At 66.7% G+C, this 22,152-nt stretch carries 26 protein-coding genes; 18 read left to right on the plus strand and 8 right to left on the minus strand.

The features are described from left to right. Positions 1–85: 85 nt before the first annotated feature. The gene (locus tag U1769_RS03010) at positions 86–841 is read right to left on the minus strand and encodes a class I SAM-dependent methyltransferase (protein WP_332711732.1); all 756 of its coding nucleotides are present in this window, start codon (positions 839–841) and stop codon (positions 86–88) included. Between the two features lie 262 nt (positions 842–1,103). On the opposite strand from U1769_RS03010, the gene U1769_RS03015 reads away from it, so the two are divergent. Beyond that, a complete protein-coding gene (locus U1769_RS03015; protein WP_332711734.1) occupies positions 1,104–2,543 on the plus strand; it encodes a DEAD/DEAH box helicase in 1,440 nt (479 codons plus the stop codon). 54 nt (positions 2,544–2,597) lie between these two features. After that, positions 2,598–2,864 carry a hypothetical protein gene (locus U1769_RS03020; RefSeq protein WP_332711737.1) on the plus strand — a complete coding sequence of 89 codons (267 nt, stop codon included), beginning with the start codon at positions 2,598–2,600 and terminating at the stop codon, positions 2,862–2,864. 22 nt (positions 2,865–2,886) lie between these two features. Here the strand turns inward: U1769_RS03020 and U1769_RS03025 are convergent, their stop codons facing one another. Together U1769_RS03025 and U1769_RS03030 are read right to left on the minus strand one after the other, a co-directional pair. Beyond that, the gene (locus tag U1769_RS03025; RefSeq protein WP_332711740.1) at positions 2,887–4,089 is read right to left on the minus strand and encodes an MFS transporter; all 1,203 of its coding nucleotides are present in this window, start codon (positions 4,087–4,089) and stop codon (positions 2,887–2,889) included. Positions 4,090–4,177: 88 nt separating this feature from the next. Next, positions 4,178–4,843 carry a nitroreductase gene (locus U1769_RS03030; protein ID WP_332711743.1) on the minus strand — a complete coding sequence of 222 codons (666 nt, stop codon included), beginning with the start codon at positions 4,841–4,843 and terminating at the stop codon, positions 4,178–4,180. A gap of 108 nt (positions 4,844–4,951) precedes the next feature. Between U1769_RS03030 and U1769_RS03035 the strand changes: the two genes are divergently transcribed. The 3 genes from U1769_RS03035 to U1769_RS03045 are packed head-to-tail and all read left to right on the plus strand — an operon-like array spanning position 4,952 to position 7,386. Further along, positions 4,952–6,121: an acetyl-CoA C-acetyltransferase gene (locus U1769_RS03035; RefSeq protein WP_332713627.1), complete on the plus strand. Its 1,170-nt coding sequence runs from the start codon at positions 4,952–4,954 to the stop codon at positions 6,119–6,121. A gap of 28 nt (positions 6,122–6,149) precedes the next feature. Then, positions 6,150–6,932: an SDR family NAD(P)-dependent oxidoreductase gene (locus U1769_RS03040; protein WP_332711746.1), complete on the plus strand. Its 783-nt coding sequence runs from the start codon at positions 6,150–6,152 to the stop codon at positions 6,930–6,932. Between the two features lie 4 nt (positions 6,933–6,936). After that, positions 6,937–7,386, plus strand: a complete 450-nt coding sequence (locus tag U1769_RS03045) for an acyl-CoA thioesterase (RefSeq protein ID WP_332711749.1) — start codon at positions 6,937–6,939, stop codon at positions 7,384–7,386. A 208-nt stretch (positions 7,387–7,594) separates the two neighbouring features. Here U1769_RS03045 and U1769_RS03050 read toward each other — a convergent pair whose 3' ends face one another. The 4 genes from U1769_RS03050 to U1769_RS03065 all read right to left on the minus strand — a co-directional run bounded on the left by U1769_RS03050 (position 7,595) and on the right by U1769_RS03065 (position 10,970). Beyond that, positions 7,595–7,936, minus strand: coding sequence for a hypothetical protein (locus U1769_RS03050; RefSeq protein WP_332711752.1), 342 nt, complete (start codon positions 7,934–7,936; stop codon positions 7,595–7,597). A gap of 276 nt (positions 7,937–8,212) precedes the next feature. Next, the gene (locus U1769_RS03055) at positions 8,213–8,548 is read right to left on the minus strand and encodes a hypothetical protein (protein ID WP_332711755.1); all 336 of its coding nucleotides are present in this window, start codon (positions 8,546–8,548) and stop codon (positions 8,213–8,215) included. A gap of 89 nt (positions 8,549–8,637) precedes the next feature. Next, on the minus strand, positions 8,638–9,420 hold the full coding sequence (locus U1769_RS03060; RefSeq protein ID WP_332711758.1) for a crotonase/enoyl-CoA hydratase family protein: 783 nt from the start codon (positions 9,418–9,420) through the stop codon (positions 8,638–8,640). An 11-nt stretch (positions 9,421–9,431) separates the two neighbouring features. Then, positions 9,432–10,970, minus strand: coding sequence for an acyl-CoA synthetase (locus U1769_RS03065; RefSeq protein ID WP_332711760.1), 1,539 nt, complete (start codon positions 10,968–10,970; stop codon positions 9,432–9,434). Between the two features lie 110 nt (positions 10,971–11,080). Here U1769_RS03065 and U1769_RS03070 point away from each other — a divergent pair, with 110 nt between their 5' ends. The 3 genes from U1769_RS03070 to U1769_RS03080 are packed head-to-tail and all read left to right on the plus strand — an operon-like array spanning position 11,081 to position 12,347. Then, complete coding sequence (locus U1769_RS03070; RefSeq protein WP_332711763.1) at positions 11,081–11,521, plus strand: PaaI family thioesterase; 441 nt, start codon at positions 11,081–11,083, stop codon at positions 11,519–11,521. Beyond that, positions 11,518–11,895 (plus strand): PaaI family thioesterase, encoded by a 378-nt coding sequence (locus U1769_RS03075; RefSeq protein ID WP_332711766.1) that lies wholly within the window; start codon positions 11,518–11,520, stop codon positions 11,893–11,895. Before U1769_RS03070 ends, U1769_RS03075 begins: the two co-directional genes overlap by 4 nt. Continuing rightward, complete coding sequence (locus U1769_RS03080; protein ID WP_332711768.1) at positions 11,892–12,347, plus strand: hypothetical protein; 456 nt, start codon at positions 11,892–11,894, stop codon at positions 12,345–12,347. Before U1769_RS03075 ends, U1769_RS03080 begins: the two co-directional genes overlap by 4 nt. 211 nt (positions 12,348–12,558) lie before the next feature. Here U1769_RS03080 and U1769_RS03085 read toward each other — a convergent pair whose 3' ends face one another. Further along, the gene (locus U1769_RS03085; protein ID WP_332711771.1) at positions 12,559–13,755 is read right to left on the minus strand and encodes a PQQ-dependent sugar dehydrogenase; all 1,197 of its coding nucleotides are present in this window, start codon (positions 13,753–13,755) and stop codon (positions 12,559–12,561) included. Positions 13,756–14,019: 264 nt separating this feature from the next. On the opposite strand from U1769_RS03085, the gene rimP reads away from it, so the two are divergent. The 10 genes from rimP (at position 14,020) to U1769_RS03135 (ending at position 22,131) form a co-directional block, all read left to right on the plus strand. Continuing rightward, positions 14,020–14,586, plus strand: coding sequence for a ribosome maturation protein RimP (gene rimP, locus U1769_RS03090; protein WP_332711774.1), 567 nt, complete (start codon positions 14,020–14,022; stop codon positions 14,584–14,586). After that, positions 14,586–16,196, plus strand: a complete 1,611-nt coding sequence (gene nusA, locus U1769_RS03095; RefSeq protein ID WP_332711777.1) for a transcription termination factor NusA — start codon at positions 14,586–14,588, stop codon at positions 16,194–16,196. Before rimP ends, nusA begins: the two co-directional genes overlap by 1 nt. A 6-nt stretch (positions 16,197–16,202) precedes the next feature. Continuing rightward, entirely contained in the window at positions 16,203–16,436 is a 234-nt protein-coding gene (locus tag U1769_RS03100; protein WP_332711781.1) for a tautomerase family protein, read from the plus strand. 144 nt (positions 16,437–16,580) lie between these two features. Beyond that, positions 16,581–17,291 carry a DUF448 domain-containing protein gene (locus U1769_RS03105; RefSeq protein WP_332711784.1) on the plus strand — a complete coding sequence of 237 codons (711 nt, stop codon included), beginning with the start codon at positions 16,581–16,583 and terminating at the stop codon, positions 17,289–17,291. 16 nt (positions 17,292–17,307) lie between these two features. Next, positions 17,308–20,049, plus strand: coding sequence for a translation initiation factor IF-2 (infB, locus tag U1769_RS03110; protein ID WP_332711786.1), 2,742 nt, complete (start codon positions 17,308–17,310; stop codon positions 20,047–20,049). A 2-nt stretch (positions 20,050–20,051) separates the two neighbouring features. Then, on the plus strand, positions 20,052–20,453 hold the full coding sequence (locus U1769_RS03115; RefSeq protein WP_332711788.1) for a hypothetical protein: 402 nt from the start codon (positions 20,052–20,054) through the stop codon (positions 20,451–20,453). Beyond that, positions 20,450–20,857 (plus strand): 30S ribosome-binding factor RbfA, encoded by a 408-nt coding sequence (gene rbfA / locus U1769_RS03120; RefSeq protein ID WP_332711790.1) that lies wholly within the window; start codon positions 20,450–20,452, stop codon positions 20,855–20,857. Before U1769_RS03115 ends, rbfA begins: the two co-directional genes overlap by 4 nt. 49 nt (positions 20,858–20,906) lie before the next feature. After that, positions 20,907–21,161, plus strand: coding sequence for an AbrB/MazE/SpoVT family DNA-binding domain-containing protein (locus U1769_RS03125; RefSeq protein WP_332711793.1), 255 nt, complete (start codon positions 20,907–20,909; stop codon positions 21,159–21,161). Next, a complete protein-coding gene (locus tag U1769_RS03130; RefSeq protein ID WP_332713630.1) occupies positions 21,161–21,550 on the plus strand; it encodes a type II toxin-antitoxin system VapC family toxin in 390 nt (129 codons plus the stop codon). The genes U1769_RS03125 and U1769_RS03130 overlap by 1 nt, the downstream gene beginning before the upstream one ends. Further along, complete coding sequence (locus U1769_RS03135) at positions 21,550–22,131, plus strand: thymidine kinase (RefSeq protein ID WP_332711795.1); 582 nt, start codon at positions 21,550–21,552, stop codon at positions 22,129–22,131. Before U1769_RS03130 ends, U1769_RS03135 begins: the two co-directional genes overlap by 1 nt. Positions 22,132–22,152 lie beyond the last annotated feature (21 nt).

Consider the following 22,152-nt stretch of genomic DNA (forward strand, 5'->3'; position numbering starts at 1 on the left):
TCTGTGCAAACGTCCCATTGCGGGAAACGGGTGCGGGAGGGCGCAAGATTATTGAATCAAAGCGATTCCTCGCGGCGCCGGCACGTTATGTCGCAGGAAGAGACGGCTCGGCGGGAATGAGCGGCTTGCGGCCCACCACGCCGGTGGCGCAGCCGAAGAAATAGCGCCGGAACGACACCTCCATGCCTTCCGCCCGCAACAGACTGGCCATGCCGGACGCATCGCCGAAATTCATGCTGTAGGTGCCGATCATCGCGAAATCGCGCGCACCGCTCAGCAACAGCCGCTCGACCAGCGGCAACACGATCCGCAGGTGGAACAGATAGAGCGGCCGCAGCCACCAGCCCTTCGGATCGGATGCCTCGATCAGCGAGAAGCTGCCGCCGGGTTTCAGCACATGCGCCATCAGCGCCGCGAGCCGGGCGTGCTGGGCCGCATCGAAGGTCTTCAGGCCGAAGGTCGAGATGACGAAATCGGCGCTGTCGCTTTCCAGCGCGCTGGCCAGCACGTCATCCTCGATGAAATCGATGCGGTGCGCGCGGTGGGCGTGCAGCCTTTCGAGCGCCAGCCGGTGCATGCCGCTCGAGATATCGACCGCGACGATTCGCCTGGTCGCGGGAAAGCGCGCCAGCAGATGCGGCCACGCCTCGCCGGTGCCCGCCATCAGATCATAACCGGTCGGCGCGGCGGCGCCAGGCTCCGGCATCGCCGCGACGCATTGCCGCCGCCAACGCTCGGTGAAGCCAAGCGAGCAGACGTAGCTGAACGCGATATAGCGCTGCGAGCAGCGATCGAACACGCCCTTCACAAAGGCCGGGGCATAGATGTCGTCACCGGGCATGGCCGCGCCTCCATGAAAGATGGCCGGCACCCTGAAGGCGCGAGCGTTAAAAATCGCCACGCTCGCGTCGCATTGACTTTTTGCACCGCAACATGCATATACGGCCCATCGAGGCGTCATGCAGCGTGATCGGACTTTCGGGTCCAAGCTCCGCCTCGGTCGTTTTTAACGGGCTTCCCTTTTCACGCGGGGTGTCATTCTCCCCCGCCACTCGTGCGTCCATCGGACTCGCGAGCCCGGCAAATAATGGACTGTCTATATCATGACTTTCGCTTATCTCGGCCTGGCCGAGCCGCTCGTCCGCGCGCTCGAAGCCAAGGGCTACACCACGCCGACCCCAATCCAGCAGCAGTCGATCCCGACCCTGCTCGAAGGCCGCGACCTGCTCGGCATCGCGCAGACCGGCACCGGCAAGACCGCCGCTTTCGTCCTCCCCTCGATCCAGCGCCTCACCAATGAGGGCAAGAAGGCATTGCCGACGCATTGCCGCATGCTCGTCCTCGCCCCGACGCGCGAGCTGGCCAGCCAGATCGCCGACAGCGCACGCGATTACGGGAAATTCTCGAAGATGTCGGTGGCCACCGTGTTCGGCGGCACCAGCATCAACAAGAACCGCACGGACATGGCGCGCGGCGTCGACATCCTCGTCGCCACGCCGGGCCGCCTGCTCGATCTGATCGAGCAGCGCTTCGTCAGCCTGGCCACGCTCGAGATCCTCGTCCTCGACGAGGCCGATCAGATGCTCGATCTCGGCTTCATCCATGCGCTGCGCAAGATCGTCCGCATGCTGCCCAAGCAGCGCCAGACTTTGTTCTTCTCGGCGACCATGCCCAACGCGATCCGCGAGCTGGCCGACCAGTTCCTGAAGGATCCGGCAACGGTGAAGGTCGCGCCCGTCGCGACCACTGCCGAGCGCGTCGACCAGCATGTCACCTTCGTCAGCCAGAGCGAGAAGCAGGCGCTGCTCACCATCCATCTCCGCAACCCGGAGATCGAGCGCTGCCTGGTCTTCACCCGCACCAAGCACGGCGCCGACCGCGTCGTGAAGCTGCTCGGCCATGCCGGCATCGCGTCCAACGCGATCCACGGCAACAAGAGCCAGCCGCAGCGCGAGCGCGCGCTGGGCGAGTTCAAGACCGGCAAGGTCAAGGTGCTGATCGCGACTGACATCGCCGCGCGCGGCATCGACGTGTCGGGCGTCAGCCACGTCTTCAACTTCGAACTACCCAACGTGCCGGAGCAATATGTCCACCGCATCGGCCGCACCGCGCGCGCCGGCGCGTCGGGCGTGGCGATCAGCTTCGTGGCGGATGACGAGCGGTCCTATCTGCGCGACATCGAGAAGCTGACGCGCGTGAAGGCCGATGTGAAGCCGCTTCCCGAGGATTTCCTCGCCGAGGCCGCCAAGATCAAGGCGAACCGCCCGGCCGGATCGGACGATGATCGTCGCCGCGACGAATCGGGCCGTCACCGCGCCCCGCCGCGCGCAACGCATGCCGCCCGCCCGACCGGGGCTCGCCCCGAGGGCGCTGGCCGTCCGCAGGGCGCTCGCCCTGAAGGCGCCGGCCGTCCCGCCGGCGGCGGACGTCCCGGTGGCCAGGGTCGCCCCGGCGGCCAGGGTCGTCCCGGTGGCGGTGGCCGCCCCGGCGGCGGCGGTCGCCAGCATTCGGGCGGCGGTCGCCGCTCGCCCGCAGCGGGCTAAGGGATATTAGCGACGTCCTGATGGTTTGATCCGGGGAAACCCGAGGAGACCATCATGGACGTCGCCACTACCCCGATCGCCGAACGGATCGCCCGCGTGCTCGCGGGCCAGCGCATCAGCGCCAACGCGGCGGGCGACGCCGAATCCGCCGCCGACCTGGTCGAGCGCGCCTGGACGCATCATCTCAGCGACGCGATCGCCGTCCTGCACACCTTGCGGGCACCGGACGCGACAATGGCCGCCGCCGGCGATCCCGCGATATGGGAACGCATGGTGCTGGCGGCACTTGAAGAAGCAAAACCGGAAACGGTCGTATTTTAGCTCCTCCTCGGAACGGGGAGGATCAGGAGGACCGCCGCTCCAGGCTCACCGACACCGCCAGGATCGCCAGCCCGCCCAACGCGAGGCCACAACCGACCCAGCCCGTCGAGGTCCAGCCGAACCCCGCCGCGATCGCGAGCCCGCCAAGCCATGGCCCGAGCGCGTTCGCCACATTGAAGGCGGAATGGTTCAACGCCGCGGCCAGCGCCTGCGCATCCCCCGACACATCCATCAGCCGCGTCTGCAGCACCGTCCCCAGCGCGCCGCCGATGCCGATCGCGCAGACGTCGATCAGCATCGTCCAGAAATTCTGCGCGGCGAGCGGATAGAGTGCCAGCGCGACCAGGCTCCAAACCAGCAACGCCGCTGCCGTCGGCATCAGCGCGCGGTCAGCGAAGCGCGGGATGATGAGATTGCCGGCCGTCATGCCAACGCCGAACACCATCAACACCACCGGCACGAGCAGCGGCGACACGCCGGTGACTTCGGTCAGCGTGGAGGCGAGATAGGTATAGACCGCAAACAGCCCGCCGAACCCGATCGCGCCGATGCCGAGCGTCAGCCACACCTGCCCGCGCTTCAGCGCATCGAGCTCGGCGAGCGGGCTGCGCGTCCGGTCCGGGAGGTCGCGCGGCGCGTAGATCGCGACGAGCGCCGCCGTCAACAGCGCCAGCACGCCGACGATCGCGAAGCTCCAGCGCCAGCCGATCGTCTGGCCGAGGAAATTGGCCAGCGGCACCCCGGCGATCGTCGCCACCGTCAGGCCGAGCAGCACGCGCGCCACCGCCTGGGTGCGCTTGCCCGGCGGCACCAGCGACGCCGCGACCAGCGTCGCGATGCCGAAATAGGCGCCGTGCGGCAGGCCACTGAGGAAGCGCAGGCCCATCATCATCGTGTAGCTGGGCGAGAGCGCGGTCAGCACATTGGCCACCGCATAGAAACTCATCAGCAGGATCAGCAAGGTGCGGCGCGACATGCGCGCCGAAAGCACCGCGATGGTCGGCGCCCCCACCACCACGCCCAGCGCATAGGCGCTGATGACATGGCCGGCGGTCGGCGCATCGATATGCAGGTCGCGCGCGAAATCGGGCACCAGGCTCATCGTCGCGAATTCGGTTGTGCCGATTGCGAAGCCCCCGACCGCAAGCGCGAGGTGCGTCAGGCCGACTCGGTGGGCCGGGGCGGCAGGTTCGGCGAGCAGCGCCGGTGCGGTCGTATCGAGCATCGGCCACAGGTGGCGATGCTGCAGTGCAGCGTCAATTGCGGAATCGAATCGCGGGCGAGCGTCTGGTGCAATTGGCTTTCATGCCGGATCAGCTCCGAACCGTCAGCCACTCCGCTTCCGGCGCCCGCGGACTCCGCAACCGGTTCGCCGGCTCGGCCTTATCCTCGAACCCGATCGCCATGCCACAGAACAGCATGCGCTCGGGCGGCGTCCCCAGGAATGTCGTCACCGCCTCCGGAAACACCGCCCAGCATTCCTGCGCGCAGGTGGCGAGCCCCGCCTCGACCGCCAGCAGCATGACGGTCTGCAGATACATGCCGAGATCGGCCCATTGCGGCGGCCCCATCTGCCGGTCGACGGTGCAGAACAGGCCGGCCGGCGCGCCGAAGAACTGGAAGTTCCGCGCGAACCACATCCGCCGCGCCGCCTTGTCCTCGCGCGGGATACCGATCTCGGCATACATCGCCTCACCGATCGCGAAGCGCCGGTCGCGATAAGGCGCGGTCAAGCCGGGCGGATAGATCGCGTAGGCAGGCTCCTCCATCGCGCCCGACAGCAGCTTCGCCATCATCATCGCCTTGAACTCGGCCATGGCCGAGCCGGTCACCAGATCGATATGCCAAGGCTGGAGATTGCCCCCGGTCGCCGCCCGCGCTGCCCTGGTCAGGATATCTTTCAACACATCGGTCTCGACCGGCCTGTCGAGAAATCCGCGTACCGATCGCCGCGCCGCTACGGCATCCGTCACATTCATCGCTTAGGCTCCACGTTTCGACGATCGGGTACGTCAGGGCACCCTTGCCGACCCGTTCCGATTGGGCAAGAGTGCGTTGCAAACAGGAACCTGATGGGAGAGTCGAGCATGGCCGAGGCCTATATCGTGCAGGCGGTACGCACCGCCGGCGGCAAGCGCGGCGGCCGGCTCGCTGGCTGGCATCCCGCCGATATGGCCGGCGCAGTGCTCGATGCGATCGTCGACGGCTCGGGCATCGATCCCGCGGCGATCGAGGACGTCATCATGGGATGCGTAAGCCAGGGCGGCGAACAGGGTTTCCAGATCGGGCGCGGCGCGGTGCTTGCCTCGAAGCTCCCCGAAAGCGTGCCCGCCGTCACGATCGACCGGCAATGCGGCAGCTCGCAACAGGCCATCCAGTTCGCGGCCCAGGCGGTCCTGTCGGGCACGCAGGACGTGGTGATCGCCAGCGGCGTGGAGAGCATGACGCGCGTGCCGATGGGCTCCACCGGCATGTTGTTCGCCCAGGCCGGCCTCGGCAAATCCAAGTCGCCCCGCCAGGAAGCGCGGTATCCCGGCGTTCAGTTCAGCCAGTTCCTCGGCGCGCAGATGATCGCCGACAAATATGGCTTCGACCGCGAGCAACTCGACCGCTACGCGCTGGAAAGCCACCGCCGCGCCGCCGAGGCTACCGAGCGCGGTGATTTCAGCGCCGAGATCGTCGGCCTGGAGATCGAGACGCCCGACGGCACCGCACTCCACACCACCGACGAGGGCATCCGTTTCGACGCGACCTTCGAGGGCATCCATTCGGTCAAGCTGCTGCAGGAAGGCGGGGTGATCTCCGCCGCCAATGCCAGCCAGATCTGCGACGGCGCCAGCGCAGTGCTGGTGGTAAGCGAACGCGCGCTGAAGGAGCACGGCCTCACGCCGCTGGCGCGCATCCATAATCTTACCGTCACTGGCGGCGATCCGGTGATCATGCTGGAGGAGCCGCTGTTCGCGACCGACAAGGCGCTGAAGCGTGCCGGCATGCGGATCGAGGATATCGACCTGTACGAAGTCAACGAAGCCTTCGCGCCCGTCCCGCTTGCCTGGCTTAAGCATGTCGGCGGCGACCCCGAGAAGCTCAACGTCAATGGCGGCGCGATCGCGCTCGGCCATCCGCTCGGCGCTTCCGGCACCAAGCTGATGGCCACCCTGGTCCACGCGCTGCACTCACGCGGGCTTCGCTACGGGTTGCAGACGATGTGCGAGGGCGGCGGCATCGCCAATGTGACGATCGTCGAACGGCTTTGATTCATCCCATTACTCCGGAGACCAACGCATGAAACTCGACTCGAACATTGCCGCCGTCGTCACCGGCGGCTCCTCCGGCCTCGGCGAAGCGACCGCGCGGGCGCTGGCCGCCAAGGGCGTGAAGGTCGCGATCTTCGACCTGCAGGCGGAGAAGGGCGAGAAGGTCGCGGCCGAGATCGGCGGCGTCTTCTGTGAGGTCAACGTGACGTCCGACGAAAGCGTCGACGCCGGCTTCGCCAAGGCACGCGCGGCCAACGGGCAGGAAAGCATCCTGGTCTGCTGCGCCGGCACCGGCAATGCGATGAAGACGGCGAGCCGCTCGCGCGAGGACGGCAGCATCCGGCACTTCTCGCTCGAGGCGTTCAACTGGCTCATCCAGATCAACCTGGTCGGCACCTTCCGCTGCGTCGCCAAATCGGCCGCGGGCATGCTCACGCTGGAGCCCGGCGAGGACGGCGAGCGCGGCGCGATCGTGATGACGGCCAGCGTCGCGGCCGAGGACGGCCAGATCGGCCAGGCCGCCTATTCCGCGTCGAAGGGCGGCGTGGTCGGCATGACCCTGCCGATCGCGCGCGACCTGATGGGCGAGGGCATCCGCGTCAACACCATCCTGCCCGGCATCTTCAACACGCCGCTGATGCAGGGCGCGCCGCAGCAGGTGAAGGACAATCTCGCTGCCTCGGTGCCGTTCCCGAAGCGGCTCGGCAACGCGCCCGAATATGCCCAGCTGGCGCTGGCGATGATCGAGAACAGCTATTTCAACGGCGAGGATGTGCGCCTCGACGGCGCGATCCGCATGGCCCCGCGGTGAGCCCTTGGCGCGACCCGATCCCTTTCGGCTGAACCTGCCGGCCTATCCGCACAGCGCGACGATCCAGACGCGCTTCCAGGATCTGGATCCGCTCGGGCACATCAACAATGTCGCGATGGCGGCCTTGTTCGAGAGCGGTCGGGTGCGCTTCAACCAGGCGATCGGGCTGGCCGGGTGGAAGGGCCATCGCTGGCTCGTCGCGCGGATCGAGATCAATTACCTCGCCGAGGGGAGCTTCCCCGCCGATGTCGAGATCGCGAGCGGCATCGGCGAGATCGGCACGCGCAGCTGGGAGATCCAGTCGGCCGCCTTCCAGGACGGTTTCGCCATCGCCACCTGCGACGCGTCGATCGTGCTCAGCGGCGCAACCGGCGCCTCCCGCCTCCCCGACGAGTTCCGCGCCGGGCTCGAACGCTACCGGATGAAGCTGTCGCCGCCTTTGCCTAATCTGTGAGGGGCGAGAGCTGCGGTGCCAAGCCCCCGCGGCTCCGGGTGGATGGTCGACTAGGACAGAGGCTGACGCTTTAGAGCGAGATGACGTCGCGCGGAATCGGCTTTCCTCTCCGTTCGTTTCGAGCGAAGTCGAGAAACCGCCAAGCAGCCCTCCACCAATGTTTCTCGACTTCGCTCGAAACGAACGGATCTAGCTAAGTCATCCCGCTTTAGCCGGCGTTCCGGCGCAATGTTTTCGCGATCAGCCAAAAATGGGCAAGCTGTATGGCAATGAAGAGTGCCCCCAGACCAAGTAGCGTAGGAAGCACGAGGCCTTCCTGCCCGGCTCTGGGCTTTACCGCCAACGACATGATGGCGACAAAGCTCAGAAGAGCGATGGCCAATGCTGGAATGAACGCCAGAGCCAGCCGGCGCGGCGCAGACCAGGTAACCTCCCCGCTCAGCCCCCATTGCATCGGCAGCCGATTCTCACCGCGAAAGCGTGTGTTTGCTCGATAAGCCAACGCACACATCACCAGACCGAAGATCCCTGCGACGCTCAGCATTTCCATAGAGCTACCCTCCAAAGCTGGCATAGCATATTTTGCGGCGACCGGCAGCTTTCAGGAAGACGCGGCGACCGATGCAACGGGGGTCGTTGGGGCGCCTCTTGTCAGGCAACTTCAGCCGAGGCGCGCGCAGGCGCCTCCCGCCTCTCCGACGAATCCGCGCGGGGCTCGAACGCTATCGGATGATAGCTGCCGCCGCCGTTGCCTAATTTGTGAAAGGCGTGGATCGCAGGGTTAAAGACGTGACTTACCGAGTGTGGCGGATGCGGTGGTTGGCGTTTATAGGGCTTCGACCGCAGCCATGCCGATGGCAGGAGCGGTTTCAATGGTCGCGGAGAAGCCTTCGCCGGGGCGGAGCAACCTGTGGACTACAACGCTTATCCAAGGACTATTTGCAAGTTGATCAGAGAGCGATGCAACCTGACGCGAAGTTATGGCGACATATTCGCCCACATATCTGCCGCTGATTAACCGTAACGGATATGCCTCTCCGCGCGGGAAAGTGGAGGTAAACCAAGGTTCGGACACGCGGAGACCGATCATCGGCTGACCGAAGAAATCCTGATCTCCATCACCGCCATCGATCTTAAAAGTCGAACCGATTTCGCCGCGCATTGCCCTTTATAGGCGATCATTCGAAAGCCCGCTACTGGGTGCTCGTGCCCGGCAACTTTCAGCGAACGGCGCGCAGGCAAGCCCCGCCCTTAATCCCGGAACGTCGGCACCCGCTTCTCCATATTGGCCATCACTGCCTCGATCTGGTTGGGCTGGCGGATCACCTTAAGCTGTTCGACCGTCTCCGCCGCCAGGATTTCCTTGGGATCGGCATCGGCGGCGAGGTTGAACAGCCGCTTCGATCCGCGCACGGCGTGCGGGCTGCGGCCGGCGATCTCGCCGGCCAGCGCCATCGCCGCCGCATGCGGATCGGCCTCGATACGGGTGACGAAGCCATAGCCAAGCGCTTCCTCGGCGGTGAATTCCCGCGCGGTATAGGTCAGCTCGCGCAGGACGTCGTCGCGCGCGAGCGTGCGCCATAACGCCACCCCGGCCATGTCGGGCACCAGGCCCCAATGGCCTTCGCGGATCGCCATGCGCGTGCCCGGCGCGGCGATGCGGATATCGGCGCCCGACATGATCTGGAATCCCCCGCCCAGCGCCACGCCGTGCACCGCGGCGATCACCGGCATCGGCAGCATCCGCCAGCCCCAGGACACCTGCTGCACCAGGTTCGCGCCGTCCGGCCGGCGGCTGCCCAGATCGATGCCCGATCCGCCGCCCGCCATGCTCTGCATGTCGAGCCCGGCGCAGAAACCGCGCCCCTCGCCCGACAGCACCACCGCGCGCACGCCCGCCATGCCGGTCAGCTGGTCGATCGCCGCCACGATGCCCTTGAACATCGCCGGATCGATCGCGTTCAGCTTGTCGGCGCGGGTCAGGCGGACATCGGCGATGTGATCGGCGACGGTGATGGAAACGCGGTCGGTCATGCTATTCTCCGTCAAACGATCCGCCCGCCCTCGACGCCCCAATAGCGATCGCGCAGCAGGCGCTTGTAGAGTTTTCCCGTCGCATGGCGCGGCAATTCTGCGGCGAAGTCGATCTGGCGCGGCGTCTTCACGCCGGACAGCTCGGCCCGGCACCAGGCGGTCAGCTCGGCCGCGAGATCCTCGCCCGCCTCGGCCATGTCGACCGGCTGCACCACCGCGACCACGCGCTCGCCCATTTCCGGGCAGGGTGCCCCGATCACCGCGACATCGGCGACGCGCGGATGGGTGATCAGCCGGTTCTCGATTTCCTGCGGATAGATGTTCACCCCGCCCGAGATGATCATGAAGCTCTTGCGATCGGTAAGGTAGAGATAGCCCTCGGCATCGATCCGCCCGATATCGCCGAGCGTTGTCCAGCCATTGGCGTTGCGCGCCTCCGCGGTCCTGGCCGGATCGTTATGATATTCGAACTGTCCGCCGCCCGCGAAATAGACCAGCCCCTCCTCGTCCGGCCCGAGCTCCTCCCCGGCCTCGTTGCAGATGTGGAGCGTGCCATAAGCGGCCTTGCCGACCGAGCCGCGGTGCGACAGCCACTGCGCCGAATCGATCGTGGTCAGCCCATTCCCCTCGGAGCCGGCATAATATTCGTACAGCACCGGCCCCCACCAGCCGATCATCGCTTCCTTGACCGGGACCGGGCACGGCGCCGCGGCATGGATCGCGACCTTCAGCGTCGACAGATCGTGCCGGGCGCGCGCGGCCTCGTCGAGCTTCAGCATGCGCACGAAATGCGTCGGCACCCACTGGCTCGCGGTGACGCCGTAGCGCTCGATCGCGGCAAGCGCTGCCTCGGGCGCGAAATGCTGCATCATCACCACCGTGCCGCCCAGCCGCTGCACCGTCATCGACCAGCGTAGCGGCGCCGCGTGATAGAGCGGCGCGGGGCTGAGATAGATGCTGTCCGGCCCGAGCCCGTACAGCCCCCGCGCCAGCATCGCGAGGACATTGGCCCCGGCGATATCCGGATCTTCGGGCAGCGCGACGCGCACGCCCTTAGGCCGGCCGGTCGTGCCGGAGGAATAGAGCATGTCGACCCCGGCGCGCTGGTCGGCGATCGGCGTGTCGGGCATCGCCGCCACCGCATCCTCCCAGGACGACCAGCCCGGCACGGCGCCGCCGACCGTGTAGCCCGCCACCGCCAGATCGGGCGCCAGCCGCCCGATCGCGGCGGCCAGCCCGGCCGAGGCGACCAGCAGCGAGGCGCCGCTGTCCCGCACGATATAATCCACCTCGGGCGCGGTCAGCTTGGTCGAGATGCAGACATAGAACACCCCGCTGCGCTGCGCGCCCCAGGCGATATCGTAGAATTCGGGGACATTCTCCAGGAACAGCGCGATCGTGTCGCCCACCGCCAGCCCGGCCGCGCGGAACAGCTGCGCGGCGCGGTTCGATCGCCGGTCGAGCTCGGCAAAGCTCACCGTCTCACCGGTCTCGGCTACGATCAGCGCCGGCTTGTCCGGCGTCGCCGCGGCATGGACGCTGGGATGCATCCGCCTCTCCATTGGTTGTTCTTTGCAACCGAAGCTAGACGGCCTCGGGCGCACCCGCAATCGCCATGTCGTCTTTGCGGATTCGCCGTGCTGCACTAGGGAAGCAGCAGATGACGAGCACCGACACCCCCCGTTTCGATCCCGAACGCTTTCTCCGCCACGGCATGGCCGGGCATGGCGGGCGGCTGGGCATGCATTATGCCGCCCACGGCGCCGACTGGGCCGAGCTTGCCCTGCCCTATGATCCCGCACTGATCGGCGATCCCGACAGCGGCGTGCTCGCCTCTGGCCCGATCCTCGCGATGATGGATATGGCGACCAGCCTCGCGGTATGGCTGAAGCTCGGCAGCTTCCGCCCGCACGCGACGCTTGATCTGCGCATCGATTATCTCCGCCCCGCGACCCCGGGCAAGACGGTGATCGGGCACGGCGAATGCTACCGCATCACCCGTTCCATCTCCTTCATCCGCGGCCAGGCGCATGACGGCGATCCGGACGATCCGCTCGCGCATGTCGCCGGCACCTATATGTTCCTGGAGGCGCTGCCATGAAGCTGCCGCCTTATGCCGATGTGCTCGGCCTGAGCCGCGATCCGGACGACCGGACGATCCTGGTGATGCCGTTCAGCGAGGACGTGCTCGGCCGTCCGGGCTTCGTCCATGGCGGCGCGATCGGCGGGCTGCTCGAGATGGCAGCAATCGTCGCGCTGAAGGAAGCGCTCGAGGCCGAGGGCGGCGGCCGGATCAAGCCGATCAACGTGACGGTGGATTTCATGCGCGGCGGCCGCGAAAAGCCCACGCGCGCGCAGGGCACGATCACCCGGCTCGGCAACCGCGTCGCCAATGTCGAGGCGACGGCGTGGCAGGACGACCGGACCCGGCCGATCGCGGCGGCGCGCATGAACTATCTGATCGCGCGCCCATGACCGGGCCCGCGGCCCAGGCTGCGGTCTATGCCGCCGAGGCGCAGCGCCTGCGCGACGCCGGCGATCATTATGAAGCGCTGGTCCGCCAGCGCCGCGCCGTTGCGCTGCTGCGCGACGCCGGGGATTCGCTCGCGCTCGCCCATGCCGTCCGCCACCTCGCCGATATCCTGATCGAGGCCGGCCAGGCTGCGGAGGCCGCCCCGGCAGTATCCGAAATGCTCGCGCTCTATCGCAGCGCGCCGGATGCCCCGCCGCTCGATGTCGCCAATGCGCTGCGCAGTGCCGCGCTGCAGGCCGAGGCGATCCAGGACAGCGACACGGCCTGGATCTTCTGGATCCAGGCCCGCGCCCGCTACGAACCGCTCGATGCGCTGTTCGAACAGATGACCGGCACCCCCGGCAACCCCGGCGTCGCCGAGGCCGACGCCCACCTCGCGCGGTTGCGGCTGTAGATCGTCGTTCGTTAAATCGGCGCCAACGGACACGCTCTTTTTTCTGCTTCCCCGGCGAAGGCCGGGGTCCAGTTGGGAAACGATCGCGGCGAAGGGCTGTGCGCTGTTATGACGACCTTTCCTATTGGGCCCCGGCCTCCGCCGGGGAAGAGCACCTGTACGAATGTTGGCCAGATTTAGCGCTCGCAACCGTGGCGGCACAGCCCCCCGATCAGCGCGGCGTGAGCTTGATCAGCCGCCCGCCGCCGCCGCGCGTGCCGTCTTCGATCACCCAGATCGCGCCGTCCGGGCCCTGCGCTGCCTCGCGGATGCGCGCGCCCATCGGCCATTGATCGCCCTTCTTCGCATTGGTGCCGTCCAGGTCGATGCGCAGCAGCGCCATGCTGGAAAGCCCGCCGATAAAGGCGTCGCCCTTCCACGCCGGGAACATGTCGCCCGAATAGATCATCAGCCCGCCTGGCGAGATCGACGGATTCCACCAGACCTTCGGCGCCTCGAACCCGTCGCCGGGCGCGTGATCAGGGATGTCCCGGTCGTCATAATGGCTGCCGTTGGAGGCCTTGGGATAGCCGTAGTTGCGGCCCGGGAGGATCAGGTTGACCTCGTCCCCACCCTTCGGCCCCATTTCCTGCTCCCACAGATTGCCCTGCGCATCGAACGCGATGCCGAGCAGGTTGCGGTGGCCATAGGACCAGATCTCCGGCCGCGCCCCGGCCTGTCCGGCAAAGGGGTTGCCCGGCGCCGGCTTGCCGTCGGGCGTCAGGCGCAGCACCTTGCCCAGCGTCATCGTCAGATCCTGTGCCGGATCGAATTTCTGCCGCTCGCCATTGGTGAAGAACAGATATTTGCCATCGGGCGAAAAGGCGATGCGGCCCGAATAATGGCCATTGCCTTCGACAGCCGGGCTGGCGCGGAAGATCACCGTAAAGAAGTCCAACCGAAGTCCACCGGGTTTCGAACAATCGGCGCCGTTTTCGGTCATGCAGTCAGCCGCGACGGAATCGACCAGATGCCCCCGCGCCAGCGCCACGCCCTTGCCGCCCGGACCATTTTCCGAGAAACTGAAATAGATCAGGCCATCCTTGGCGAAACCGGGCGAGAGCACCACGTCCATCAGCCCGCCCTGCCCGGCGCTGTCGACGCCCGGGATCGTCGCGATCGTCGCGATCTGCTTCGCATCGGCCGATACCAGCAACAGCTTGCCGGCCTTTTCCGTGACGAGCAGGCGCCCGTCGGGGAGGAAGGCGATCGCCCAGGGCGATTCGAAATCCGCCATCACTGTCTCGACGAAAGGCTTCTCCGCGGCCTTCGCGGCGGCCTGGTCCTGCGCCGGCGCGGTCGAAGCCGAGCAGGCAGTGGCAATCGCCGCGCAGAGCGGCAACAAGGCGTAGGCGGCAAATCGCGTCATTGCACCCTCTCAAAATATCCGTTTCCGGCGCGCCGCCAGGCGATTCGCCGCGGCCGCCGGAGCGTAGCCCGGCCATCCTAGAGCATCGAATCCCCGGATCAAGGAGGGGGATCGGCCATTCCACCAGCCAGATTGCCTGATCGCTTAGGCCCCTTGCCGCGCCGGCCATCCCACCGTATATCGCACTCGCATTCTCTACATCGTTATGGGTGAAGAGGTCGGAGCCGCTCGGTTCCGACGCCGAGAAGACATGTTTGGAGATCTATGACGGATATCGCGCAGCTATCGCGGATGATCGAGCCGGAGGCCAAAGCCCTGGGCTTCGATCTGGTGCGCGTGAAGCTGTTCGGCGCGGCCGGCGACATCACCCTGCAGGTGATGGCCGAGCGCCCCGACACCCGCCAGCTGACGATCGACGATTGCGCCGCCCTGTCGCGCCGCATCTCCGATCTGTTCGACGAGAAGGATCCGATCGAGGACGCCTATCGGCTCGAGGTCAGCTCGCCTGGGATCGATCGTCCGCTCACCCGCCTGTCCGATTTTGCCGACTGGGCCGGCCATGAGGCGCGCATCTTTCTCGCCGCGCCGGTCGATGGCCGCAAGCAGCTGACCGGCATCCTGAAGGGTGTCGCCGACGGGCGCATCACGATCGACGTGAAGAAACATGAGCCGATGACGATCGGCTTCGATCAGGTCGCCGACGCCAAGCTCTTGCTGACCGATGCGCTGATCGCCTCCACCCGGCCGCTTTCCACTGAAGGCGCCGACGAATTCGAAGACGAACCGGTGTCCGAGGATGCCGACATGAACCAGAACGAAGGGCAAGACTGATGGCCACTGCCGTTTCCGCCAACAAGGCAGAACTGATCGCGATCGCCAACGCGGTCGCCACCGAGAAGATGATCGACAAGGCGATCGTGATCGAGGCGATGGAGGACGCGATCCAGCGTGCCGCCCGCTCGCGCTACGGCGCCGAGAACGACATCCGCGCCAAGCTCGATGCGACCAGCGGCGATCTGCGCCTGTGGCGCGTGGTCGAGGTGGTCGAGGCCGTCGACGATTATTTCAAGCAGGTGAACCTGAAGGAAGCGCAGAAGCTTCAGCCGGGCGCGGTCGTCGGCGATTATATCGTCGATCCGCTGCCCCCGATCGAATTCGGTCGCATCGCCGCCCAGGCCGCCAAGCAGGTCATCTTCCAGAAGGTCCGCGATGCCGAGCGCGAGCGCCAGTACGAAGAATTCAAGGATCGCATGGGTGAGATCATCACCGGCGTGGTGAAGCGCGTCGAGTTCGGCCATGTCGTGGTCGATCTGGGCCGCGCCGAAGGCGTGATCCGCCGCGACGCGCAGATCCCGCGCGAAGTGGTGCGCGTCAACGATCGCATCCGCTCGCTGATCCTCAACGTGCGCCGCGAAAATCGCGGGCCGCAGATCTTCCTCAGCCGCGCGCATCCCGATTTCATGAAGAAGCTGTTCGCGCAGGAAGTGCCGGAAATCTACGACGGCATCATCGAGATCAAGGCCGCCGCGCGCGATCCGGGCAGCCGCGCCAAGATCGGCGTCATCAGCCATGACAGCTCGATCGATCCGGTCGGCGCCTGCGTCGGCATGAAGGGCAGCCGCGTCCAGGCCGTCGTGCAGGAAATGCAGGGCGAGAAGATCGACATCATCCCCTGGTCGCCCGACACCGCGACCTTCGTCGTCAACGCGCTGCAGCCCGCATCGGTCAGCCGCGTCGTGATCGACGAGGAAGAGGATCGCATCGAAGTCGTCGTTCCCGACGATCAGCTGTCGCTCGCGATCGGCCGCCGCGGCCAGAATGTCCGTCTCGCCAGCCAGCTGACCGGCAAGGCGATCGATATCCTGACCGAGGCCGACGCCTCGGAGAAGCGCCAGAAGGAATTCCTGGAGCGCACCGAGATGTTCCAGACCGAGCTCGACGTCGACGAGACGCTGGCTCAGCTGCTCGTTGCCGAAGGCTTTGGCGCGCTGGAAGAGGTCGCTTATGTCGAGGCCGAGGAAATCGCCTCGATCGAAGGGTTCGACGAGGATCTCGCGGCCGAGCTGCAGAACCGCGCGACCGAGGCGCTCGAGCGCCGCGAGGAAGCCAACCGCACGCTGCGCCGCGAACTCGGCGTGTCCGACGATCTCGCCACCATGCCTTATATCACCGAGGCGATGCTGGTGACGCTCGGCAAGGCCGGGATCAAGACGCTCGACGATCTCGCCGATCTGGCGACTGACGAGCTGATCCAGAAGAAGCGCCAGGAGCCGCGCCGCCGCAACGAGGACGCACCGAAGCGCCCCGAGGACAAGGGCGGCGTGCTCGGCGAATATGGCCTGAGCGACGAACAGGGCAACGAGATCATCATGGCCGCCCGCGCCCACTGGTTTGAGGACGAGGCGGCACCCGCCGCCGACTCCGCAAGCGAGGAAGCGTAAGCGCCCATGCCGTTCGTCAGCATCCGGATCGCGGGCACCGCGACGCGCGAGCAGAAAGCGGGGATCGTCGCCGACGTGACGCGCTCCCTGGTCGAGCGCCTCGGCAAGCCCGCGGGCGCGGTGCAGATCGCGATCGAGGAAATCTCCACGGAGAATTACGGCGCCGGCGGCCAGCTTCTGGCCGACCGCGACGCGCCCAAGCCATTGCAGGAGGACGCGCATGCGGAATCCTCGCAATGAAACGCTAGGGCTTCCACCCATAGTACCGTCACCCCGGACTTGTTCCGGGGTCCACGGTGCCGCGCTCTCCACGCTCGAGGCCCCTGCGGCACCGTGGATGCCGGAACGAGTCCGGCATGACGGTTTCGCCATGGGGCACGCACAATGACCGCCGCCGACCCCATCCGCCGCTGCATCCTGCTCGGCGACCGCGCACCGCGCGCGGCGCTGGTGCGGCTCGCGCTGTCGCCCGACGGCGATGTCCTGCCGGACGTCCGCGCCAAGGCCCCCGGCCGCGGCGCGTGGATCGGCGTGACGCGGTCCGAGCTGGAAACGGCGATCGCCAAGGGCAAGCTCAAGGGCGCGCTCGCCCGTGCCTTCAAGACGGGCCCGGTACTGATTCCCGATAATCTGCCGGCGCTGATCGAATCCGCGCTGGAGCGCGCCGCGCTCGACCGGCTCGGGCTCGAATCCCGCTCCGGCGGCGTGCTGATCGGTGCCGAGCGCATCGAGACGGCGGCCCGATCGGGCAAGCTGCGCCTGTTGCTTCACGCGTCAGACGCGGGCGAGGACGGCAACCGCAAGCTCGATCAGGCCTGGCGCGTCGGCAACGATGCGGAAGGCAGCGCTTTGAGGGGCTTGGCGCTGCCGGTGTCACGCACCATATTGGCCGTGGCACTAGGCCGGCAAAATGTGGTACATGTCGGTCTGACTGATCCCGATGCGGCGAAGCGGGTGGGCGAAGCGCTCCATCGCTGGCTGCATTTTATCGGCCCTGACCCGAGTACAGCGCCTTGCGAAACGGTCTCGCAGGGCGCAACGCCGTTTGAAACCGAGCCGACGGGCAATGGCACGCCCGATACGGCCGAAGATTGACCTACGAGGAATTTGAGTGAGCGATACCGACAACGAGAAGCCGAAACTGGGCATGCGCACGCCGCTTGGGCTGAAGCGCACGGTCGAGACCGGCAAGGTGAAGCAGAGCTTCAGCCATGGCCGTTCCAACACCGTGGTCGTGGAAGTGAAGAGCAGGCGTGTATTGCGGCGTCCCGGCGAGGCCGAAGCGCCCGTGGTCGAGGAAGCACCGGCGCCGGCGCCCGTCGCCGCTGCGCCCGTGCGCGCGCCGGAGCCGCCGCGCCCGGCGCCCGTCTCGCCCGCCAATTCGCTACTGTCCCGTCAGGAGCTGCAGGCCAAGCTGCTCCGCGAGGCCGACGAATCGCGCATGAATGCGCTCGAGGAAAATCGCCGCCGCGAGGAGCGCGAGCGCCTTGAGGCAGTCGAGGAAGAGCGCCGCCGCGCCGAGGAAAATCGCCGCGCCGGCGACGCGCCCGATTCCCCCGCCGCGCCGGACAAGCCTGCGGTCGAAGTACCGGCAGCGCCGGCGCCGGTTGTTGCCGAGGCCCCCTCTGCCGCTCCGGTTGTCGCAGCGCCCGCTGCTGCCGCGCCGGCTCCGGCCGCTGCGCCGGTGGCCCCACCTGCCCCGCCGCCCCCACCCCCGGCACCGCCCGCGCCGATCGGCATCACGCTCGATCCGAGCATGCCGGCCCCGCGCCGTTTCACGCCCGTCGCGCGCCCCGAGCGTCCGCGCCCGCCGCCCCCGCCCGTCGCGCCGGCGCCGGCTGCCGCCGCTCCGGCTGCGCCGTCCGGCACGGCAGCGCCCAAGCGCCCCGGTCCCGGCGGCGCCCCGGTCAATGACAGCCCGTCGCGGCCGCAACAGCGCGATCGCAAGGGCGATGACCGCCGCACCGCCGGCAAGCTCACCGTCAACCGCGCCCTGGGCGATGGCGACGGCGCGCGTGCCCGGTCGCTCGCAGCGCTCAAGCGTGCGCGCGAGAAGGAACATCGCCGGATGGGCGGCCCGCGCGAAGCGCAGGCCAAGCAGATCCGCGACGTCGTCGTGCCGGAAGCGATCACTGTCCAGGAACTCGCCAACCGCATGGCGGAAAAGGGCGCCGACCTGGTCAAGGCGCTGTTCAAGATGGGTATGCCCGTCACGATCAACGCCACGATCGACCAGGATACGGCTGAGTTGCTGGTCACCGAATTCGGCCACAACATCACCCGCGTCAGCGATTCGGACATCGATCTGGCGAACGACACGCACGAGGAAGAGGACGGCGCAGCCGTGCCGCGTCCGCCGGTCGTGACGATCATGGGCCATGTCGATCACGGCAAGACCTCGCTGCTCGACGCGCTCCGCGGTACGGACGTGGTGAAGGGCGAAGCCGGCGGCATCACCCAGCATATCGGCGCCTATCAGGTCACCCTGAAGGACAAGTCGAAGATCACCTTTCTCGACACGCCGGGCCATGAGGCCTTCACCGAAATGCGCGCGCGCGGCGCCAACGTCACGGATATCGTGGTGCTGGTGGTTGCGGCCGACGACGGCCTGAAGCCCCAGACGATCGAAGCGATCAACCACACCAAGGCGGCCGGCGTGCCGATGATCGTGGCGATCAACAAGGTCGACAAGCCCGACGCCAACCCGCAAAAAGTCCGCGAGGCACTGCTTCAATATGAAGTCGTGGTCGAGGAGATGTCGGGCGACGTCCAGGACGTGGAAGTGTCCGCGCTCAAGAAGACTGGCCTGGACGAGCTGATCGAGAAGATCCAGCTCCAGGCCGAACTGCTCGAACTGAAGGCGAATCCGGACCGCGATGCCGAAGGCACCGTGATCGAGGCGAAGCTCGACAAGGGCCGCGGCCCGGTCGCGACGGTCCTCGTCAACCGCGGCACGCTCAAGGTCGGCGACGTGTTCGTCGTCGGCGCCGAGAGCGGCAGGGTCCGCGCGATGACCAACGACAAGGGTCAGCAGATCAAGGAAGCCGGCCCGTCCATGCCGGTCGAGGTGCTCGGCCTGTCCGGCGTGCCGCGTGCGGGCGATCAGCTGACGGTCGTCGAGAACGAAGCTCGTGCCCGCGAAGTCGCCGAATATCGCCAGAGCGTGATCACCAGCAAGCGCACCACTTCCGCGCCGGCCAGCCTGGAGAGCATGTTCTCTGCGCTGAAGGACAAGCAGGCGATCGAATATCCGCTCGTCGTGAAGGCCGATACGCAAGGCTCGGTCGAAGCGATCGTCGGTTCGATCAACAAGATCTCGACCGCCGACATCAAGGCGCGCGTGCTGCACGCCGGCGTCGGCGGCATCACCGAGAGCGACGTGACCCTGGCGGGTGCGTCGGGCGCGCCGATCATCGGCTTCAACGTCCGCGCCAATGCCAAGGCGCGCGAGATCGCCGAACGCCAGAAGGTCGCGCTCAAATATTATGACGTGATCTACGACCTGATCGACGACATCCGCGCTGGCATGGCGGGCGAGCTTGGCCCCGAGGCATTCGAGACGGTCGTCGGCCGTGCCGAAATCCGCGAGGTCTTCTCCGCCGGCAAGCATGGTCGCGCGGCGGGTCTGCTCGTCGTCGACGGCTTCATCCGCAAGGCGCTCAAGGCTCGTATCACGCGCGACGACGTCATCATCTACAATGGCGAGATCGCGTCGCTGCGGCGCTTCAAGGACGATGTCCCCGAAGTCCGCGCCGGCCTGGAGTGCGGCGTGACCTTCGCCAGCCACACCGACATCAAGCCGGGCGACTTCCTCGAGACCTATGAAGTCGAGATGCGCGAACGGACGCTGTAACGATGCTGCGGTTGCGGACCGGTGCGGCACTGGCCCTTGGCCTGGTGCTGGCCGGCTGCGGCGAGCCGACGATCGAGTGGCAGCGGGCGGTCTCGCCTGACGGCAAGATCATCGCCACCGCCGAATATGACGCGCCGGTACTGGATCGGAAGGACACTTATGTGTTCCTCCAGTCCGGCCGGCCCTTCACCCGGCGGGCAGTGTACCGCACGCGACTGCACGATTGCGTGGTGCTGCGCTGGACCGGCCCCAACGCGCTGACGATCAGCCATCTGTCCGGTGCGCCGGTGCAGCGGGATCCGGAATGGACCCCGCTCTGGGGCGGCGACACGGTGAAGATCAGCTATCGCAATTTCAGCATAGCCGGGCTTGCGATGCCCGCCGAATGTATGGTGACTCAATGAGACCTGCCGAGACCCCCGAGACCCGTGCCGTCCGGCTGCTCCGCGTCGGTGAGCAGGTGCGCCATACGCTCGCCGACATCCTCGCGCGCGGCGACGTGCATGACGAGACGCTGGCCAAGCATGTCGTGACCGTCACCGAGGTGCGCATGTCGCCCGATCTGCGCCTGGCCACCGTCTTCATCAAGCCGCTGCTCGGCAAGGAAGAGGAGGCTGTGCTCAAGGCGCTGCGCACCAACACCGCCTATCTCCAGCGCGAGGTCGCCGCCCGCGTCAACACGCGCTACGCTGCCAAGCTGAAGTTCGTCGCCGACGAAAGCTTCGACGAAGGCAGCCATATCGACAAGCTGCTGCGCGACCCGCACATCGCGCGCGATCTGACGCCGGAGGGCGACGACGCGGCTTGACGAAAGCAGCGGTAAGACGCATCTTACCATCATGAATGCCAAGACAACCATGTCGGCCAAGGGCCAGGTCGTCATCCCCAAGGACGTTCGGGATGAGCTGGGCCTGCATCCCGGACAAGCGCTTGATGTCGTCAAGATGAACGGTGGCGTATTCCTGCGGCCCGTCGCGCAAAAGTCGGGCCGGTCGTTCGACGAAATCCTGCGAGAGATCAGGTCGCTTTACAAGCATGAGGGCCCGCCGGTGTCGATCGAGGAAATGAATGCGGCGGTAGATCAGATGTTTCGGGAAACATGGAAAGATTGATGGCGCGTGCGCTGGATACGAATGTCGTTGTCCGTTTCCTGATCAACGATCATCCCGAACAGACCGCCGTTGCTCAACGCCTGTTCCAGCAGGATTTCATTATCTCGGCCTCGGTCTTCATGGAATCGGAATGGGTGTTGCGGTCGGTCTTCCGATGGAACCGGACCAGCATTGCCACTGCTTTTCGCTCCATCCTCGATCTGCCGGCCTTGGTATCGGCGCCTCCCGATATCGGATGGGTGCTCGAACACTTCGCGGCAGGCGCGGATTTTGCCGACATGATCCACCTCACCGCCGCCCAGGGTGCCTCCGTCTTCGCGACCTTCGACAGGGCCATCGCGCCGATCGTCGGCACCGGCACGCCCATACCGATCGAGACCCTCGCCTGATGGCCAAGCTCTATTTCTACTACGCCTCGATGAACGCGGGCAAATCGACCAATCTGCTCCAGGCGGACTTCAACTATCGCGAGCGCGGCATGCGCACGATGCTGTTCACCGCCGCGATCGACGATCGCTTTGCCGCGGGCACCGTCACCTCCCGCATCGGGCTCGGCGCGGACGCCATCGCCTTCGAGCGCGATACCGATCTCGCCACCATCGTGGTGCGCGACGGCGAGACCCCACCGGCCTGCGTGCTGGTCGACGAAGCGCAGTTCCTCACCGCGGCGCAGGTTGATCAACTCGCGGCGCTCGCCGATTTTCACAATGTACCGGTGCTGGCCTATGGCCTGCGCACGGATTTCCAGGGGCAGCTGTTCGAGGGTTCGGCGCGACTGCTGGCGATTGCGGATTCGCTGATCGAGATCAAATCGGTCTGCGCCTGCGGGCGCAAGGCGACGATGAACCTGCGCGTCGATGCCGCCGGCAAGCCGATCAGCGAGGGCGCGCAGACCGAGATCGGCGGCAATGACCGCTATATCGCGATGTGCCGCCGGCACTTCGTCGAACGCATGGCCGGGCTGGGATAGCCCCGCTGGCGCGGGACCGCT

This window comes from Parasphingomonas zepuensis (assembly GCF_036663735.1).
Lineage (GTDB): Bacteria > Pseudomonadota > Alphaproteobacteria > Sphingomonadales > Sphingomonadaceae > Sphingomonas.

Excerpts from the sequence above, each read along its gene's own strand:
- U1769_RS03085 (WP_332711771.1), bottom strand. The coding sequence starts at position 13,755 with ATGACGCGATTTGCCGCCTACGCCTTGTTGCCGCTCTGCGCGGCGATT.
- U1769_RS03125 (WP_332711793.1), top strand. The coding sequence starts at position 20,907 with ATGTCGGCCAAGGGCCAGGTCGTCATCCCCAAGGACGTTCGGGATGAG.
- U1769_RS03075 (WP_332711766.1), top strand. The coding sequence starts at position 11,518 with ATGAAGCTGCCGCCTTATGCCGATGTGCTCGGCCTGAGCCGCGATCCG.
- U1769_RS03105 (WP_332711784.1), top strand. The coding sequence starts at position 16,581 with ATGACCGCCGCCGACCCCATCCGCCGCTGCATCCTGCTCGGCGACCGC.
- U1769_RS03070 (WP_332711763.1), top strand. The coding sequence starts at position 11,081 with ATGACGAGCACCGACACCCCCCGTTTCGATCCCGAACGCTTTCTCCGC.
- U1769_RS03015 (WP_332711734.1), top strand. The coding sequence starts at position 1,104 with ATGACTTTCGCTTATCTCGGCCTGGCCGAGCCGCTCGTCCGCGCGCTC.
- U1769_RS03115 (WP_332711788.1), top strand. The coding sequence starts at position 20,052 with ATGCTGCGGTTGCGGACCGGTGCGGCACTGGCCCTTGGCCTGGTGCTG.
- U1769_RS03065 (WP_332711760.1), bottom strand. The coding sequence starts at position 10,970 with ATGCATCCCAGCGTCCATGCCGCGGCGACGCCGGACAAGCCGGCGCTG.
- U1769_RS03050 (WP_332711752.1), bottom strand. The coding sequence starts at position 7,936 with ATGGAAATGCTGAGCGTCGCAGGGATCTTCGGTCTGGTGATGTGTGCG.
- U1769_RS03025 (WP_332711740.1), bottom strand. The coding sequence starts at position 4,089 with ATGCTCGATACGACCGCACCGGCGCTGCTCGCCGAACCTGCCGCCCCG.
- rbfA (WP_332711790.1), top strand. The coding sequence starts at position 20,450 with ATGAGACCTGCCGAGACCCCCGAGACCCGTGCCGTCCGGCTGCTCCGC.
- U1769_RS03030 (WP_332711743.1), bottom strand. The coding sequence starts at position 4,843 with ATGAATGTGACGGATGCCGTAGCGGCGCGGCGATCGGTACGCGGATTT.
- U1769_RS03035 (WP_332713627.1), top strand. The coding sequence starts at position 4,952 with ATGGCCGAGGCCTATATCGTGCAGGCGGTACGCACCGCCGGCGGCAAG.
- rimP (WP_332711774.1), top strand. The coding sequence starts at position 14,020 with ATGACGGATATCGCGCAGCTATCGCGGATGATCGAGCCGGAGGCCAAA.
- U1769_RS03010 (WP_332711732.1), bottom strand. The coding sequence starts at position 841 with ATGCCCGGTGACGACATCTATGCCCCGGCCTTTGTGAAGGGCGTGTTC.
- nusA (WP_332711777.1), top strand. The coding sequence starts at position 14,586 with ATGGCCACTGCCGTTTCCGCCAACAAGGCAGAACTGATCGCGATCGCC.
- U1769_RS03060 (WP_332711758.1), bottom strand. The coding sequence starts at position 9,420 with ATGACCGACCGCGTTTCCATCACCGTCGCCGATCACATCGCCGATGTC.
- U1769_RS03135 (WP_332711795.1), top strand. The coding sequence starts at position 21,550 with ATGGCCAAGCTCTATTTCTACTACGCCTCGATGAACGCGGGCAAATCG.
- U1769_RS03040 (WP_332711746.1), top strand. The coding sequence starts at position 6,150 with ATGAAACTCGACTCGAACATTGCCGCCGTCGTCACCGGCGGCTCCTCC.
- U1769_RS03100 (WP_332711781.1), top strand. The coding sequence starts at position 16,203 with ATGCCGTTCGTCAGCATCCGGATCGCGGGCACCGCGACGCGCGAGCAG.
- U1769_RS03020 (WP_332711737.1), top strand. The coding sequence starts at position 2,598 with ATGGACGTCGCCACTACCCCGATCGCCGAACGGATCGCCCGCGTGCTC.
- U1769_RS03130 (WP_332713630.1), top strand. The coding sequence starts at position 21,161 with ATGGCGCGTGCGCTGGATACGAATGTCGTTGTCCGTTTCCTGATCAAC.
- U1769_RS03055 (WP_332711755.1), bottom strand. The coding sequence starts at position 8,548 with ATGCGCGGCGAAATCGGTTCGACTTTTAAGATCGATGGCGGTGATGGA.
- U1769_RS03080 (WP_332711768.1), top strand. The coding sequence starts at position 11,892 with ATGACCGGGCCCGCGGCCCAGGCTGCGGTCTATGCCGCCGAGGCGCAG.